Annotated in this window: 12 protein-coding genes and 1 pseudogene; 8 read left to right on the forward strand and 5 right to left on the reverse strand. The window is 46.1% G+C overall.

From position 1 onward, the window contains the following. The first annotated feature begins 166 nt into the window (after window positions 1-166). Window positions 167-2,338, forward strand: a complete 2,172-nt coding sequence (locus JGK14_RS09175; protein ID WP_293184720.1) for a HAMP domain-containing sensor histidine kinase — start codon at window positions 167-169, stop codon at window positions 2,336-2,338. 452 nt (window positions 2,339-2,790) lie between these two features. On the opposite strand, the gene JGK14_RS09180 is transcribed toward JGK14_RS09175, so the two are convergent. From JGK14_RS09180 to JGK14_RS09195, 4 genes are all read right to left on the reverse strand, one after another. Then, entirely contained in the window at window positions 2,791-3,690 is a 900-nt protein-coding gene (locus JGK14_RS09180) for a S1 RNA-binding domain-containing protein (protein WP_293184723.1), read from the reverse strand. Between the two features lie 149 nt (window positions 3,691-3,839). Then, the gene (locus JGK14_RS09185; RefSeq protein WP_325314984.1) at window positions 3,840-4,586 is read right to left on the reverse strand and encodes a dienelactone hydrolase family protein; all 747 of its coding nucleotides are present in this window, start codon (window positions 4,584-4,586) and stop codon (window positions 3,840-3,842) included. Window positions 4,587-4,698: 112 nt separating this feature from the next. Next, complete coding sequence (locus tag JGK14_RS09190) at window positions 4,699-4,839, reverse strand: hypothetical protein (RefSeq protein ID WP_325314985.1); 141 nt, start codon at window positions 4,837-4,839, stop codon at window positions 4,699-4,701. 24 nt (window positions 4,840-4,863) lie between these two features. Continuing rightward, the gene (locus JGK14_RS09195) at window positions 4,864-7,320 is read right to left on the reverse strand and encodes an ATP-dependent helicase (RefSeq protein ID WP_293196904.1); all 2,457 of its coding nucleotides are present in this window, start codon (window positions 7,318-7,320) and stop codon (window positions 4,864-4,866) included. A gap of 282 nt (window positions 7,321-7,602) precedes the next feature. Between JGK14_RS09195 and JGK14_RS09200 the strand changes: the two genes are divergently transcribed. Next, window positions 7,603-8,619 (forward strand): DUF4349 domain-containing protein, encoded by a 1,017-nt coding sequence (locus JGK14_RS09200; protein ID WP_293184730.1) that lies wholly within the window; start codon window positions 7,603-7,605, stop codon window positions 8,617-8,619. A 473-nt stretch (window positions 8,620-9,092) separates the two neighbouring features. Here the strand turns inward: JGK14_RS09200 and JGK14_RS09205 are convergent, their stop codons facing one another. Then, window positions 9,093-10,187: a RuBisCO accumulation factor 1 gene (locus tag JGK14_RS09205; protein ID WP_293184732.1), complete on the reverse strand. Its 1,095-nt coding sequence runs from the start codon at window positions 10,185-10,187 to the stop codon at window positions 9,093-9,095. Between the two features lie 156 nt (window positions 10,188-10,343). Here JGK14_RS09205 and JGK14_RS09210 point away from each other — a divergent pair, with 156 nt between their 5' ends. From JGK14_RS09210 to JGK14_RS09235, 6 genes and pseudogenes are all read left to right on the forward strand, one after another. Then, entirely contained in the window at window positions 10,344-11,288 is a 945-nt protein-coding gene (locus tag JGK14_RS09210) for a response regulator (RefSeq protein WP_293184734.1), read from the forward strand. 151 nt (window positions 11,289-11,439) lie between these two features. Continuing rightward, on the forward strand, window positions 11,440-12,141 hold the full coding sequence (gene ubiE / locus JGK14_RS09215) for a bifunctional demethylmenaquinone methyltransferase/2-methoxy-6-polyprenyl-1,4-benzoquinol methylase UbiE (RefSeq protein ID WP_293184736.1): 702 nt from the start codon (window positions 11,440-11,442) through the stop codon (window positions 12,139-12,141). Between the two features lie 162 nt (window positions 12,142-12,303). After that, window positions 12,304-13,536, forward strand: coding sequence for a DUF445 domain-containing protein (locus JGK14_RS09220; protein WP_293184738.1), 1,233 nt, complete (start codon window positions 12,304-12,306; stop codon window positions 13,534-13,536). A gap of 164 nt (window positions 13,537-13,700) precedes the next feature. Beyond that, window positions 13,701-14,009 carry a DUF3493 domain-containing protein gene (locus tag JGK14_RS09225; protein WP_293184740.1) on the forward strand — a complete coding sequence of 103 codons (309 nt, stop codon included), beginning with the start codon at window positions 13,701-13,703 and terminating at the stop codon, window positions 14,007-14,009. 335 nt (window positions 14,010-14,344) lie between these two features. After that, the gene (locus JGK14_RS09230; protein ID WP_293184742.1) at window positions 14,345-14,920 is read left to right on the forward strand and encodes an alpha/beta hydrolase; all 576 of its coding nucleotides are present in this window, start codon (window positions 14,345-14,347) and stop codon (window positions 14,918-14,920) included. A 756-nt stretch (window positions 14,921-15,676) separates the two neighbouring features. After that, window positions 15,677-16,039 (forward strand): annotated as a pseudogene (locus tag JGK14_RS09235) (DegT/DnrJ/EryC1/StrS family aminotransferase). Window positions 16,040-16,127: the final 88 nt, after the last annotated feature.

The following is a 16,127-nucleotide window of genomic DNA, read 5'->3' on the forward strand; positions in this document are numbered from 1 at the left end:
GATAGAGGTTTTGGCCGCCCAAAAGCAGAGCAATTTCAAGGTAGAAGTGCCACAATAAAGTTTGGCACATCTGCGGTGGCAGTAGCGGACAAGTCGCGACAGAAAAATCGATCGACCACAAACTCAATTAATCTTCCTTTTAATATTCAACTGGTGAACTGCTCAAATGCTGGCCATACTAAACAAAATCGGAGAAATTATTGCCCGCTGGTGGTCGGATTTTACCCTCCAGACTCGCCTGATGGCCGGTGCTACCCTCGTAGTTTCGTTAATTATGAGCGGCCTGACTTTTTGGGCCGTGAATACTATCCAACTAGACGCCAGACTTAACGATACTCGCTACGGCCGCGACCTCGGTCTGCTCTTGGCGGCAAATGTGGCGCCGTTGATTGCAAAAAACGATCGCTCCGAAGTAGCCCGTTTTTCCCGCCAATTTTATAGCAGCACCTCCAGCGTCCGCTATATGCTGTACGGCGACGAAGCAGGAGATATTTTTCTGGGGATACCTTTCTCGGAATCTGAGGTGCAAACTTCCCTGACACTGCGCCGCCAAATTAAACTCCCGGATAATTTTATCGCCGACATTGAGGCGAGAAATTTAACTTCTTTGCCTTTGGTGCGGCAGCACTTGACGCCAGACGGAGAAGTTACTGACGTATTTGTGCCGCTAATTCACGAGGACAAGTATTTAGGCGTTTTGGCGATCGGCATTAACCCCAATCCCGCAGCAGTTATCTCTTCAAATCTAACCAGGGATGTTACTTTAGCAGTATTTGTCACGATTTGGGTGATGGTGATTTTGGGCGCTGTATTTAATGCGCTGACAATTACTCACCCGATCAAACAATTAGTATTTGGGGTCAAAAATATCGCGGGCGGGAATTTTAAGCAGCGAGTTGACCTGCCTTTGGGGGGAGAATTGGGCGAGTTGATCGGCAGTTTTAACGAGATGGCCGAGAAATTAGAGAGTTATGAAGAACAAAATATTGAAGAGTTGACAGCGGAAAAAGCGAAACTAGAAACTTTGGTTTCAACTATTGCTGATGGGGCGCTGTTGCTGGATGCAAATTTGCAGGTGATTTTAGTCAACCCGACGGGGAGGCGGATTTTTGGATGGGAAGGTAAAAATGCGATCGGCATTAACGTCGTCAATATTTTACCTGCGGAAGTGCAGCGCGAGTTAGCAAGACCCCTGCACGAAATCGCTGCGGGCGATCGCGAAGGCGGCGAATTTCGGATTACTCTGAGCGAACCAGTCAACCGCACAATTCGGATTCTGCTAACCACCGTAATTCTCCACAAAGCCCCTGGAACCGAACCGCTGTGCAAAAGCTGCGTGCGCGACGAGGAAAATACCTGTACCGAGTCAAAACGCCCGAACGCGATCGAGTGTACATTCTACGAGCAAACCTCGAAGCATCAAGGTTCCGGACAGTACCGAGACAGTCTCAAAGGCATTGCCATGACAGTGCAGGACATCACTCGCGAAGTCGAACTAAATGAGGCTAAAAGCAATTTTATCAGCAATGTTTCTCACGAATTGAGAACCCCTTTATTTAATATCAAATCTTTTATCGAAACTCTCCACGAGTACGGAGAAGACCTTCTAGAAAGCGAACGCCGGGAATTTCTAGAAATTGCCAATCGAGAAACCGATCGCCTCACTCGTTTAGTCAACGACGTGTTAGACTTATCGCGCCTAGAATCCTGCCGAATTTATCAATTGGACGCTGTTGACCTCCCCCAAGCTGTCGAACAAACTCTGCGAACTTATCAGTTAAATGCCAGGGATAAAGGCATCGAATTAGAGCAAGAAGTTGACCCCTGTTTGCCGCCAGCTTTAGGTCATTACGATTTGCTGCTGCAAGTATTTGCAAATTTAGTAGGAAATGCCTTAAAATTTACCGAGTCCGGTGGTAAGGTGGCAATTCGAGCCTATTTCCTAGAGTCGGATGCTCATCCACGCGAAGACGGCGCATCCGGAACCCACAAATTTCCACCAAATACCAGCCATTTTCCGGTGGTGCGGATCGAAATTTCTGATACCGGGATTGGCATAGATCCCGAAGATCAGCAGGCAATTTTCGATCGCTTTTTCCGGGTAGAAAACCGAGTCCACACTCTAGAAGGCACGGGATTAGGTCTTTCGATTGTCAGAAACATTATTGACAAGCACCACACTAAAATTAATTTAGTTAGCGAAGTTAATGTGGGCACGACTTTCTGGTTTGACTTACCAGTTTATCAGGCGAAACAAGCGCTAGATATGGAAAATGCTTGGACGGTGCAAGCACAGGCTGAGACTGAAACAAGTTCGACTGCGGCTAAAACTGTTTAATGGAAGTTGTCGTTGAGCACTCTTAATAGGTACGTAGTTGCGCTTGAGCGCTCCGAAAGGTACGTAGAAAGGTACGTAGTTGCGCTTGAGCGCTCCGAAAGGTACGTAGAAAGGTACGTAGTTGCGCTTGAGCGCTCCGAAAGGTACGTAGTTGCGCTTGAGCGCTCCGAAAGGTACGTAGTTGCGCTTGAGCGCTCTTGATTATAATATATAAAGAGCGCTAAAGCGCAACTACATACCTTGTCCGATCGCACATTGCTCTTGATAAATATATATAATCAAGAGCGCTGAAGCGCAACTACATACCTTGCTCTCGATCAACATATATATATATAAAGAGCGCTGAAGCGCAACTACATACCTTCGCCCAAGTTTTCATAATTTTCGCCTCCCTCGTTTACTCGTTTTCAGGGTTAGCGTGAAAACGAGTAAACGAGTACAATTGTCAAAACCTAAGAAAGAGTTTTTCTAGCACGTTCCGATCGCTCTTCTGCGGTATCCATGACATCCGCCATTTTATCCACCATTTCCCCTGGATAATTTTCGAGTACCCGAGTAGAAAGCGAAATTCGACCGCGACTTTGATCGAGGTCAACTACCACGGCTTTCAGGGGTTGGCCGGGGGTGAAAACTTGTCCGAGGTTCTCAATATATTTTTGGCTGACTTGCTTGATGTGCAGCAAACCGCTAACTCCTTCCAAATCAACAAACACGCCAAAAGGCTTGATGCTGCTGACTGTTCCTTCCACTAATTGACCGATTTGCAACTGATTTAAGGCAGAAGATTGAGTGGCCATCCGCTGGGAAAGTACGAGTTTTTCTCGTTCGCGATCGACTTCCAAGAAATTCACGGTCAAAGATTGACCAATCAGCGATTCTATGTTATCGCGTTGGGCTAAGTGCGATCGGGGAATAAAACCGCGCATTCCCTCAACATCCACCGTCACGCCGCCCTTATTCGCCCCAGAAACCCGCACCTGAAGCACTTTACCAGTTTCCTGCAATGCAACTAAATCTTCCCAAGCTTGCTGAATTTGTAACTGTTTCAGAGACAGAGTAACTTGGCCGTCTGCATCTTGTTCGCGGATAATTAAAAATTCCCGTTCCTCGTCTAGCGGAACGACTTCCGACAAATCCGTTACCGTTCTCAAAGCAGCCTCTTCGATCGGCAAAAAAGCCGAAGACTTGCCGCCGATATCAACATACGCGCCATTTGAGTCATACTCGAACACTTTGCCGCGCACTACTTGTCCCTTCTGGAACTCATAATTGTGCTGTTCGAGGGCTTTAGCAAAATCATCCATTGAAAAAGATGCTTTTGCGCTTTGAGAACCTGTAGATTTGGAATTCATGTCAGTTTAGTTGTCAGTTATCAGTAAATTAGTTGTCAGTTGACAGTTGTCAGTTGTCAGTTGACAGTTGTCAGTTGTTGAAGCAAGAAGCAAGATGTTCCCCCACTCTCCCACTATCCCCCTCTCCCCTCTCTCTCATCTTCCACTCTCTAAGCTGGTTGAAGTTCGTGTTGAAATAGCTGCTTCACTTGCACCCACGATTCGGCTGCTGCGGTAGCGTTGAAACTGCCGCGATGGTCGCAGAAGAAGCCATGATCGGCATTGTAGCTGAAAATTCGGTGAGGAATTCTGTGTTTTTGCAATTCTGCGACAATTTGGTCAACTTGTTCTTTGGGAATGCTGGCGTCTTCAGTGCCATAAAAGGCGTAGAGAGTGCCTTTGATGTCCGCTGTACGATCGATCGTGGGAGATCCGCCCCCGGGGGTGAGAGTGGCGATACCAGCGCCGTAGAACGACGCTGTAGCCTTGATTTCGGGCAAAGTCGCCGCGAGGTAGGCGACGTGTCCGCCAAAGCAGAAACCGATACAGCCAAAACCTTGCTGTTTGACGGATGGTAAGGTTTTGAGGTAATCGATGGCGGCTTGGATGTCGCTCAGCAGTTGGGATGCGGTAGTTTGTTCTTTGTATTGTCTGCCGATTTTGATATCTTCGGGCGTGTAGCCGGTTTCAAAGCCGGGGGCTTGGCGCTGGTAGATGGCTGGGGCGATCGCCACATATCCTTCCTTTGCTATTCTTTCTGTAACTTCGCGGATGTGCGAGTTAACACCAAAGATTTCTTGAATCACGATAACTGCGGGAAATTGTCCTGCGGCGGCGGGTTGGGCCAAGTAAGCAGCGATTTGCAAATCTCCGTTGGGAATTGTGAGGTTAGCTGTGCGAATTTCTGGGTTTGTCATAGGGAGTTTTAGTGCAATTTTATTTCATTTGTGAATTAGATTTTTTTTAACCGCAGAGGGCGCAGAGGGCGCAGAGGAAGAAAAGAGAAGTTTTGGATAGAGATTGTTAGTATTATACCAATATTTCTGGTTCAATTTGTTCCGATAAGTAAGTTTTTTTGCTCAAGTTACTCTTCTCATACTGCGTTTTTGCGCCGAAAGTGGAACGGGCATCTTGCCCGTTCTTAACCATGATGCAAAGTGTAATTTTCATTTTTTTAGTAACTAATCCTAAATTTTAAAACATCACATTTCCCGGAAATTGCTGTTTCAGAACAGGCATTACCGGACAAGGTTTTTGCTCTTGCAAATTCTCGGGTTTGTTCCAAGTAAAAGGCCCTTTCTTCGCCGCGGCCATCCACAGCAAACTTTTGGCCCGCGTCATTGCTACATATAGCAATCGAAACTCTTCTGCTGTTTTCAAATAACCTGCTTGTTCCCACGCTTCGCCCAGATTTGGTAAAGGATGTTTTTCGTGCAAACTTGCTCGAATTTGAGCTCTCGCTACTTCAGCTAAAGTGAAATCTCCTAAAAATCTAGTTTGTGGCAAAACTCGCAAACTTCCGGGGATTGTTTGGTCGTGCAAAAATGGTAAAAATACACAATCCCAATCTAATCCTTTAGCTTTGTGCATGGTAATAATTGTTAGTTGACCTTTGCTGGTGTAGCGTTCTTCTATTTTGTCATCTGCATCTACAGGCTCAAATCTTTCTGAACTAACAATTTCGCCCAGCACTCCCAAAATATTGCTCATTGAATTGTTACCGGCTGTTTGGATTGCTACCCGTTCTGCTAATTTGTCGGCGGTGGCTAATTCTGTTTGGTCGTATTGCAGGGCTAAGGCTAAGAATGAGATGATTTGGTAGGGCGGCAGTTCTAAACGTGCTTGCAGCAAACCGCAGCAAAAATAACGGCATTTGCGGACTGGATCTGACTGCTGGGGGTCTAGCGGGCCTGGGTAGAGGAATTGTTCGGGGCTGGTGGCAAAGGCATTGTAGTCTTGTTTGGGGATGAGTTGTCGATCGCTCAAAATCTTTAAGGCTGCTTTCAGGTAGTCTGGTGAGTGCGGGCGATCGAGAAATTGCAGCAATGTTAATATTTCCCAAGGTACTTGAGAATGTCTGTCTCGTTCCCCGACATCCTCAATTTTAATCCCGTATTTGCGTAAATCGCAGCTCAATCCGTGTTTTTCCGGATTTTCTAGGACTTCTTTGATAAACTTGCCTTGTTTGTTTTCCCGCACTAAAACAGCCATTGATTTTAGATTTTCTACTGGCAATTTAGGGCGATTTTCTTCATCCCTCGATTCACTGCCCGATTGAATATTTTGCTCGTGACTTTCCCAGACAAAATCCGCAGGTAAAAATTCCTCTACTAACTCAATTACCCGCTTTCCAATTAACTCAACTGTCTGGTAAATATCGCGGGGAGTATGCAATTCTAAGCCTCGACCTATGGGGGCAGGATTGGCATTTTGCTGCGGGTCATCGCTGGGAACTGGCTTGATAGTTTGGGATCGAAAAGGCTGTTCGGTTCCCGCTAATTCTGAGCGGTTTACCCATTGCAACATAAAGTTAGCTGCATCAATAATGATCTGGCTACTGCGGCCTGCACCGTCCATTGTCGCCAACTTGTTTTCAACTTCGCATTCGTCACAGAATTGGTTAAAATAAATCGGATCGGCGGGAGTAAAGGTAGAATTAATTGCTTGATTTGGGTCGCCAACTCTGATAAAATTAGGAGGTGAATTAGGACGATCGGGATCTTGAGCTAATATTTTCAAAAGCTCAGTCTGTAAAGGTGTCGAGTCTTGCGCTTCATCCTCAAACACGGCAAATACTTGCTTTTGTTCCATCGCCCTGGCGCCCGGATTGTCCAACACCCGCAAAGCTGCTAAAATCATCTCGTCATAATCGATGAATTCCCGGCTTCTCAACAAAGCCTGATATTTTTGATATAAACCGCCGGCTACCGCTAAAATTTCATAACCATCGCCAGAATTAATATCGCCCATTTTTAATAACTCTTCGGGAGATAAACCCGAAGATTTCGCCTCGTGAATCACAGTTTTAGCTAACTGCGGCAAAATCTCTGTCCGCAAAACCGATTGTCGCCGCAATCTCTCCGTTTCTTCTCCATCAAATTGTTGTCCTTCCAACAAAACTTGATATCTGCGCGGATTTTCCGCGATCCAAAGTTCTACACAAGTGCGAATTAAGCGGTGACTTTGAGTTGGAGTGACTAACGTCGAATTTTCGAGATTTAAACCCGACAAATCGGGATGGCGCATCGCAATATTTAAAGCTAAACCGTGCAAAGTGTGTACGGCAAAACCGCCTTGGTATAAAGACAATTGTGCCAATCTTTCCCGAATTTTAGCTTTAATATTAGCAGCAGCCGATCGCGTAAACGTCACCACAATTAACTGACGGCGGTTGTTAAGTCGGTTGCGGGCGATCGCAATTGCCGACGCAGCAGCCATTCCTGTAGACTTCCCGGCCCCTGGAACCGCCGAAACCGCAAGGGGGCCGCCCGCCCAATCCGCCATCTCGTGCTGGCCCGCACGCAAGCTGTCGCGAATTTTACCGCAAGCGGCAGCCAAAAGCGCGGCGGGATCTAACTCGGAGAAAGTGCTGTTCGGGCGATCGATCTCGGCAGTCGATCGACTAAAATCAGTATCAAATTCATCAGTCATAATTACATCCGCGTTTATCCGCGTTTATCTGCGGTTAAAAATCCCCAAAAATTCACCGAATAGCAAGGGTTTGAAGCCCCAGCATGAAGGCAGATTGTGATAAGAACGGAGTTTAAATCTCCGCTCTTATCACTTCGCTGTCAACTGTCAACTGTCAACTGTCAACTGTTTAACTCTACCGTTTCCATTTTGGTATCGGCTCAACAAACCCTATCTATGCGAGCTTAAATTAAAACCAGCATAAAATTCAATACCCAAGCCTTTTTATAGGAAAAATCCCCAATGAAAACTCACCTCAAAACCAATTTTCCACCACACCAGCCAAACCCAGCCAACAACAGCACAACTCGCTTTGCAGTTGTAGCATTCTTAACTTTATCCTCAGCCATTGCTTTACCAAGCTGTGCAACTTCCTCCCCCAGCGGCTCCACAAACGGCTTTGCTTCATCCCGCAGCGCCGAAAAGCAAATTGCCGCATCTGCTCCCCAATCCGAACCCGCACCTGTAAGCACACCCGGAGGCGCAGCGTCAAAAGTTGCTGCTGACACCGCAAAAAAACCAGCCGCAGAAACTCCAGCAACTGCTCCCCAACTGATTAAAAAAGCCGAACTCAGTGTAGTTGTCAAATCTATTGACAACAGCACTAAATCTGTCACCGAGATTGTGAAAAAACAGCAAGGCGATATCTTGGCTTTCCAAAACCAAAAGCCGCCGGATTCTAGCGTGCGCCAAACCGCAACTATGCAGATTCGGGTACCTCAAGAAAAGTTAGAAACTACTTTAAATGCTTTAACAAAACTCGGAAGTGTCGAAAACCGAGGGCTGACGGCTGAGGATGTTAGCGATCAATTAGTTGACAGCGAGGCTAGGCTCCGCAACCTGCGAAAATCCGAGGAAGTTGTGTTAAAAATTATGGAGCGATCCGGCTCTGTTGGCGACGTACTCAAAGCTTCTCAGCAGTTGAGTACGATTCGGGAGTCGATCGAGCGCATCGACGCTCAGTTAAAAAGTTTGCGGAATCAAGTAGCCTATTCGACTATTAGTTTAACTCTAGAAGCAGCAGTCTCGGCCCAGCAAGAACCGGAACCTTCTCTCGGCTTGCGGGTGCAGGAAACTTGGGGACAAGCAACTCATTCTGTGAGCGAATTAACTTTAGGTTTGTTTTCTTTGAGCATTTGGCTGTTGGCTTACAGTCCTTATTTCCTAGTAATTGGGGCGGCGACTTATGGTATAATTCGATTTAAGAAACAGCATTCAGTTCCAAAAGTTCAAGAACCGAAACCGCCTGCTGCAAATTAGTCATGGGGCATGGGGCATCGGGCATTGGGCATTGGGCATTGGGCATTGGTAGGGGCGGTGCCCCCGTGCCCGCCCTCTTACTCTTACTTGTCATTAGCTAGCGACGCACCAAGCACCGAAATATTGCGATCGCACTTGATATCATTCCCAGCACTTCTGAACGCAACAGGTACTTTTATGGGATTTAATCTTTAGGTACGTAGTTGCGCTTCAGCGCTCTTTGCGTATATCTATGAAAGAGCGCTAAAGCGCAACTACGTACCTTTTTGATTTAATGTAACAGTTGTGCAACTCCTGCCCAAATTCAGAATCGCAGATAATATAAGGTGCGTCGCGGTGAGATTGTCAATCTTTGTTTAGGAATTTTCGCTCGCGACACACCCTACCAATGACTGTCAACTGTCAACTGTCAACTGTCAACTGTCAACTGTCAACTGTCAACTGTCAACTGCCAACTGTCAACTGCCAACTGACTAATCGTCAATTTGCCATCCATCTTTGGTATAATCTTCATCCACAATCTTCTTCGGACGCATCACCAAAACAACTCGCCCCAAAATCGACAACTGCGGGGATGTTTCAAACCATTGCAATTCTAGATTCCCCCCGTTATCGGCGAGGAAATAACTCTCAGCATCCCACTGTCTTTGGGCGCGATCGGCAATAATCAAAACTTCTTCAACTTTACCTTGCAGCGGCACCGGCAGTCGATCGCTCATTTCCAAAACCGCCACCGGATCTTCCGCGTTCAAAATTACCTGCCATCCGGGAATCGCCACCCAAGCTCCAGCTCCGGAAAACTTTACCATGCGAAACGGCTCGATTTCCTCCGGCAAAGGCACTGCCAGCAAATCTGACGTAGAAAGCGGCAATTTGCCTACAACCGGGACAATCCGAGGCAGTTGTTCCTCGGTATCGAGCCTGTAAACTGGTAAACGAGGCGCTTCCCGTCTCGGAACTACAGTAAAATCCACCAACAATTGCTCGATTTGCGCCCTAGCAGTTTGGCTGCTAGCTAATTTTAAACCGCGAGCAATTAAGCGCGATCGCTCTTGCAAATCGCTTTTTTGTCTCGCCAACTGCCAACACTGGTAAGCTACAGCATCCCCAGGAGTGTCTGTGAACCCCTGCGGGAGACTCCCGAAGTGCGAAAACTCCTTCATCGCCTTAGCAACTTGGCGGGAATCATCAACATCCAAATTGTGGGCCAACATCAAAGCTGCCGCTCCGGCTCGCTCTGCTTGCGAGAGAATCCGAAACTCGTATAAAATATCACTACCTTTCCGCAGAAAGTGCGATCGAACTTCCTCCGAAGCACCAGCATTGACCATGCTGGTGTAAACTTGTGCTGCAACGCCGACCTGATTTTGTTGAATAGGCTCAAAACCAGTTTGTTCAAAAATCTGCTGAGAGTTGCAGCCCGCTTGCAACAGTGCCGTGCAGGCTTGTCCCCACTCTACCCAGGTGCCTTCCTTGCGGCGGAGCGATCGAATTAACTTTTCCACATCCACAGCATCAGTGGAGGGTGCAGGTTTAGAAGGGGAAGAATCTTGCGGTGTATCAGTCATAATTGAATCAAAAATCAGCGTTGAGTTATGTGTAATTGGATACTAGCAAGGCTCGTGTCGCGGGAGAGCGATAGATTTATGGTAAGGGAGTTATGAGACTATTGTTACAGAATAGTTGCTCGCCTAAATTTACAAAGGGGAGTTTATCGTATTGTTATGGATAATGCCATTCCAGAGCTCGATCAAATTAAACGCCAGCTCATGACACTACACCGACCAAAAAAACCCAAAATGCTGGTAGTAGACGATGAACCAGACAATCTGGATTTACTCTACCGCACTTTTCGACGAGATTTTAACGTGCTCAAAGCTGAGAGCGGGATTCGCGCCTTGGAAGTCCTCGCCATTGAGGGCGAGGTCGCCGTCATCATTTCCGACCAGCGGATGCCAGAAATGAAGGGAACGGAATTTCTCAGCAAAACCGTGCCGCAGTTTCCGAATACGGTCAGAATTATCTTGACTGGTTTTACGGATATTGAAGACTTGGTGGATGCGATTAACTCCGGACAGGTTTACAAGTATATCACCAAGCCTTGGGACCCGAACGAATTGAAAATGGTGGTGCAAAAGGCGGCCGAGACTTATGAAGTTCTCAAGCAGCGGACTGAGGAATTGCATCGCGCCCAAAATCAAATACAACTGTTAGCAACCATCATGCAAACCGCTGTGGATTATCCGAGTCTGGAAGCAACTTTAGACCCAATTGCTATTGCTGTGAGCGATAATTTTTTGGCTGATATTTGCATTTTGCAACTGGTCGAAGGCACTGCTTTAATGCCGGCTCAAGGCACTCACACCAGCGGTAAAACTGTGGAAAATTGGCTGGCAGATGACCCTCTGGTTCTAGAAGCGATTTCCTCTCAAGCTATTCAGGGTGCTGTGAATATTGCCAGCGACGCAGCCCTAGCGAGTCTGCCACACTACCAAAAATCGGGCATTCAAGCTCACTTGGCTGTTCCGGTGATTCACAAAGGTCGATCGATCGCCCTGATATCCCTTCAGTGGAAGCAACCTTGTTCCCTGCGCCCCGACGAACTCACAACAGTTCACCTCGCCGCTCAACAAGTTGCTTTGGTATTGACGAGTTTTCAGGGTGATTAATTAGTTGACAGTTGACAGTTGACAGTTGACAGTTGTTAGGAAAGCAGTGGTCAGTTGTTAGTAGTCAACAGTCAACAGTCATTCGTAACAAACAAATAACAAATAACTAATAACTAATCACAAATAACCAATAACTAATAACTAATCACAAATGACTAATAACGCAGAAGAAATTAAAACTATATTTAATCGAATTGCACCAGTTTACAACCAATTGAACGACTGGTTAAGCTTGGGGCAGCACCGGATTTGGAAGCAAATGACGGTGCAATGGAGCTGTGCGGGCCCCGGAAATACTTGTTTAGATTTGTGCTGCGGCAGCGGCGATATAGCTTTGCTGCTGGCAAAACAAGCAGGGCCTACCGGTTCGGTATTTGGAGTAGATTTTTCTGCTGAACAATTGGCCGTTGCAGGTAAGCGCGATCGACCTTTTCTCACTCCTGCAAGTCCCATTACCTGGGTAGAAGCTGACGCCCTAGACTTGCCTTTTGCCGACAATTACTTCGACTGCGCCACCATGGGTTACGGCTTGCGTAACGTGACGGATATCCCCCGCAGTCTTCAGGAATTGCACCGCGTCCTCAAACCGGGCGCAAAGGCTGCTATTCTCGACCTCCACCGCCCCAGCAATTCCCTGATGCGGAGCTTTCAGCAGTTTTATCTAGATACTCTCGTGGTTCCCATTGCTCAGCAATTTGGCATGACTCAAGAATATGCCTACATTAATCCTAGTTTAGAAAAATTCCCGATCGGCGAGCAGCAAGTCGCGATCGCCCGCCAAGCCGGATTTGCCACCGCCACCCACTATCCCATTGCCGGAGCTATGATGGGAGTATTGGTGTTAGTCAGTTGACAGTTGACAGTTGACAGTTGACAGTTGCTATTAGTTATTTGTTACTTGTTACTTGTTACTTGTTACTTGTTGTTCCATTTTCCGATAACCAATAACTAATAACTAATAACTAATAACTAATAACCAATGCCCCATGCCCAATTCCCAATTTCCCAATAATTGATGAATCCCTCTGAACTTTGGCTGTTGTTAGCCCCGCCTGTAGTGGGAGGAATTATTGGCTATTTCACTAACGATATAGCTATCAAAATGCTGTTCCGCCCCTATCGAGCTATTTACATCAAAGGGCGGCAGTTGCCTTTCACTCCCGGCTTGATTCCCCGCAACCAAGAGCGCTTGGCTAAGCGAATTTCCGACACAATCATGGGTTCGCTGCTGACGCCGCAGGAACTGCAAAACTTGGCGCGCCGCCTCCTTCAAACTGAGCGGATGCAGTCAGTAATTCTCTGGCTGTTGCAGTTGGCCCTGGATCAAGTAAAGGCAGACACAGAGCAAAAAACTGCTAAAATTCTTGCTAACATTCTGCGAGACTTGCTCGGGGAATCTGTGCCGCGAATTCTCAAAGTTTTGGCGCGCCGGGAAGATTTTTTAGAAGCTCAGCTAAATCAAATTTTTGACCAAGTTTTGCTGGAAATTCAGCTAACTGACTCTCAAGCTGGTCAGTTGTCTGATTGGCTGTTGCAGGTAGTAATACCGCCAGAAGTGCTGCGGCAGGCTTTGATTGACTTTTTGACCGATCGCAATATTTCGATCATCGACGAAGGATTTCGAGAAAAAACCAGCGGCACTTATTGGGTAGTAGCCAATTTGTTTGGTTTGCGTAACACTTTAACTCGGCTGCGGACTTTTTGTCTGGATGACAGACAAGTCACAAATCAGCGGTTAGCAGAGTTAACGGTTTCCTTGGGAATTCGCGGGCGACTTCAGGAATGGCTGCAAAATTTGTCGATGCAAAACTTACCGGTTTCGACGGTGAGACAATTGCGAAAAACTATGCGCGACAGTGTTCGCAGCTACGTTCAAGAGCGGGGTACAGAGGTACTTGACGGGTTGAGCAAATCTATTGACTGGGAAAATATTTCGCGGTTGATTCTCAATCGATTGCAAACTTCAGCGGTGATGAGCGCTTCCCTAGAAATTGTGAGCAAAGAACTGGCTTTGGTGTTAGATCGCTATCTAGAGCGGGATTTAGAAAATATTGTAGCTCAGGCTATCCCGATTTTGAATATCGACCAGGTAATTATCGATCGAGTAAAAGGCACTTCTCCCGAAGAGTTGGAGCTAGCAATTCAGGGAATTGTCAAAAGTGAGTTGCAGGGAATTGTAAATTTAGGAGGGATTTTGGGTGTTTTTGTCGGCTGTTTGCAGACAGTTGTGATGTTGATTCAGCGATGATTTATTCCGGAACTTGTGAGATATTTGTTGTACCCTACCTAATATTCATTGGACTGACACACCAGTCACAAAAATTTGGTTTTTGGGCAGTATTTTGCAGCATATAATTATACCTGCAACCGAGTTTTTTGTCAAGTATCCTAATTCACCTATTCTCTAAATTTATGGCAGCCCCAAATTCTGACGATCGCCCTTACATCCCAAAAAACCCCCGCAACCTCAGCCGCCAACAATACGAGCGTTTAACCGCAGAAATGGCCACTCCCTACCGGCCTCTGCGACAGTTTGTGTACGTAGCTTGTGGCGCTTCGGGCTTTATCGGCGGCGTAGTTTTCCTCGCCAAAATTGCCTCGGGCCGGGAAATTGGCTCTGCTTTACCCAATTTTGCTCTCCAAGTCGGAGTCGTGGCTCTGATGGTGTTCCTGTTTCGCCTGGAGCAGCGCGCCGCAGCACGATCGCCCAAGTCCAAGTAACAAAGCTTTACAAATCTACACAACAAGATACCTGAGGCAATGAAAAGTTATAATTATAAAGAAATTATTACGAAACCCTGGTTTGCGATCGATCCCTGTCATTATAGGTAGGTGGGTTCAATTGGGGTCAGCAAATTTAAAGATCCTAATCATAAACCGCTTCTAACTCGTTCAATTGGGGTCAGCTTTCATAAAGACCCTAAATATATTAAATAAATTTAAGCCCAGCGCCAGCCTTCACTGATAGAAGAGTTGGCGTTGGGTATTTTGCTAGGAGCGGGTGATTGCCAAATGTGTCAAAGTCTAATTAGACAAAAAAGTTGGAATATTTTACTATGAGCAAGTCATTTTGCAAAGGGCGGTGGACGTTATTTTTAGCCGCAGGTGTGGGAATCGTACTTTACAGCAGTGTGGCGGCGGCGGCCGAAAAGGTAGTCCTCAAATACAGTGCGATCCGAATGACTTTACCAGTCAGCGAATTAGAAATTTTTGCAGAAACTGGGAAAATGTCACCCGGGCTAGAAATGCTGCTGGGAAAGGCAAAAAAAGACCCGGAAGTGGTTCGCCGCAGTCTGATGAGACCGGTGAAAGTTAGTCAAAGCTTGTTGGATCGGACGCTCAACAGTAAAGTTGGGGAAATAATTCTCGATGAAGTGGGTCAGGTAATTCGCACTCCTTCTGGGAAAGCAAATCGAGAAGCTTTGCGCGAGGCCTTGGTGCTGTCGGCAACTAATGATAACGAGATTACGCTGCTGGAAGCGATGAAGAATTATCCTGCTCCAGAGGTTAATGTTGAGGGCGATCGCTTAGTTGAAGCTTACGGCAAACTTGTAGCTTTGTCTGAACAATTTGGTGGCGCTTCAGAACGGCTGCAAGACATTTTAAACAAGATTCGCCTGCCTAGATTGTAGGGGATTTTGTGAGCAGCGGTTGATTTGTGCGATCGCACAATTTTTCTAAAGCTACATAAATTACAGCGCAGTCACACTAGATTTGTGCAAAACTTGCCTGATTTTTAACCCGACTGTAAAACAATGTAACTGCTGGCAAACTCCCAACATGACGAGAATCAGTCATTCCCAATTCTCAAATCTCAAATTTAAAACTGTAGAACTTGACTCTCAAAGAAGTCTCGGAATCGATGTTCGATAGTTTACTAAAAAAATGAATATACTCTCCGTATAACTGTTTATTCGTTAAGGAATATTTCGCAAAAAAATGCAGGCAAGACCTTTTACCAGAAAGAATTGGTTGAAAGCCCCAAGCCTTTGAGGGAGAAATGAAAATCAGACTATTCATTACTCCAATCCTCGGACTTAAGGGTAGAGGTCGCTCTCAAACTGTCAACTGTCAACTGTCAACTGTCAAAATATAAATGGGTGGACATAGCAGATTATGTGGCTTAGGATAGAGCAATCATATCAAAGTTAGGGACTTGCAGAAAAACAGCCTGTCATTTAATCTCGTGCTATGACAGGTGTTATTAGGCAACGAATTCCCTAAAATTCTTGACTAAACAAGTTAAAGATACACAGGGTTAAGAAACAGGATTAATTGACAGCATCTCAAATCAAATAAAATCACAATTTTTAGGGTCATCGAAAATTTCAGGGTAGTAGAGTTTCACTCCATCAGCTCTATTTACTTAATTGAATAAAACTACCAACATGAATAACAATCCTATTCGTTCAAAAGACCGTTTCTTGGTTTTTGGCGCTCCGGCGATCGAAGATGCGGAAATTCAAGAAGTGGTCTCAACCATGAAAACAGGTTGGTTGGGTACAGGCCCGAAAGTCATGACTTTTCAAAATGGCTTCAAAGCTTACAAGGATTCCGAACACGCGATCGCAGTCAACTCTTGTACGGTGGCACTGCACTTGAGCATCCTCGCTGCTTCGGTAAAACCCGGGGATTAAGTCATTACTACTCCGATGACTTTTTGCGCTACAGTTAATGCGATCGTCCACGCCGGAGCAACACCGATACTGGCAGATGTAGATCCGGTGACAATGAATATTGACCGCTCGTAAAAACCTGGACAAAGCTACCCAAAAGTAGTCAATGTTAGACATCTACGTTAGTAATTTTAGTCCACAGTCCTAAAACTACAGGAATAAA

Origin of the sequence: Microcoleus sp. PH2017_28_MFU_U_A, from assembly GCF_020738035.1 — a bacterium.
In the GTDB taxonomy this organism is placed as follows: Bacteria; Cyanobacteriota; Cyanobacteriia; order Cyanobacteriales; family Microcoleaceae; genus Microcoleus.

Coding starts and splice junctions, on each gene's coding strand:
- JGK14_RS09205 (WP_293184732.1), bottom strand. CDS start 10,187: ATGACTGATACACCGCAAGATTCTTCCCCTTCTAAACCTGCACCCTCC.
- JGK14_RS09200 (WP_293184730.1), top strand. CDS start 7,603: ATGAAAACTCACCTCAAAACCAATTTTCCACCACACCAGCCAAACCCA.
- JGK14_RS09190 (WP_325314985.1), bottom strand. CDS start 4,839: ATGAAAATTACACTTTGCATCATGGTTAAGAACGGGCAAGATGCCCGT.
- JGK14_RS09210 (WP_293184734.1), top strand. CDS start 10,344: ATGGATAATGCCATTCCAGAGCTCGATCAAATTAAACGCCAGCTCATG.
- ubiE (WP_293184736.1), top strand. CDS start 11,440: ATGACTAATAACGCAGAAGAAATTAAAACTATATTTAATCGAATTGCA.
- JGK14_RS09220 (WP_293184738.1), top strand. CDS start 12,304: ATGAATCCCTCTGAACTTTGGCTGTTGTTAGCCCCGCCTGTAGTGGGA.
- JGK14_RS09180 (WP_293184723.1), bottom strand. CDS start 3,690: ATGAATTCCAAATCTACAGGTTCTCAAAGCGCAAAAGCATCTTTTTCA.
- JGK14_RS09230 (WP_293184742.1), top strand. CDS start 14,345: ATGAGCAAGTCATTTTGCAAAGGGCGGTGGACGTTATTTTTAGCCGCA.
- JGK14_RS09225 (WP_293184740.1), top strand. CDS start 13,701: ATGGCAGCCCCAAATTCTGACGATCGCCCTTACATCCCAAAAAACCCC.
- JGK14_RS09175 (WP_293184720.1), top strand. CDS start 167: ATGCTGGCCATACTAAACAAAATCGGAGAAATTATTGCCCGCTGGTGG.
- JGK14_RS09195 (WP_293196904.1), bottom strand. CDS start 7,320: ATGACTGATGAATTTGATACTGATTTTAGTCGATCGACTGCCGAGATC.
- JGK14_RS09185 (WP_325314984.1), bottom strand. CDS start 4,586: ATGACAAACCCAGAAATTCGCACAGCTAACCTCACAATTCCCAACGGA.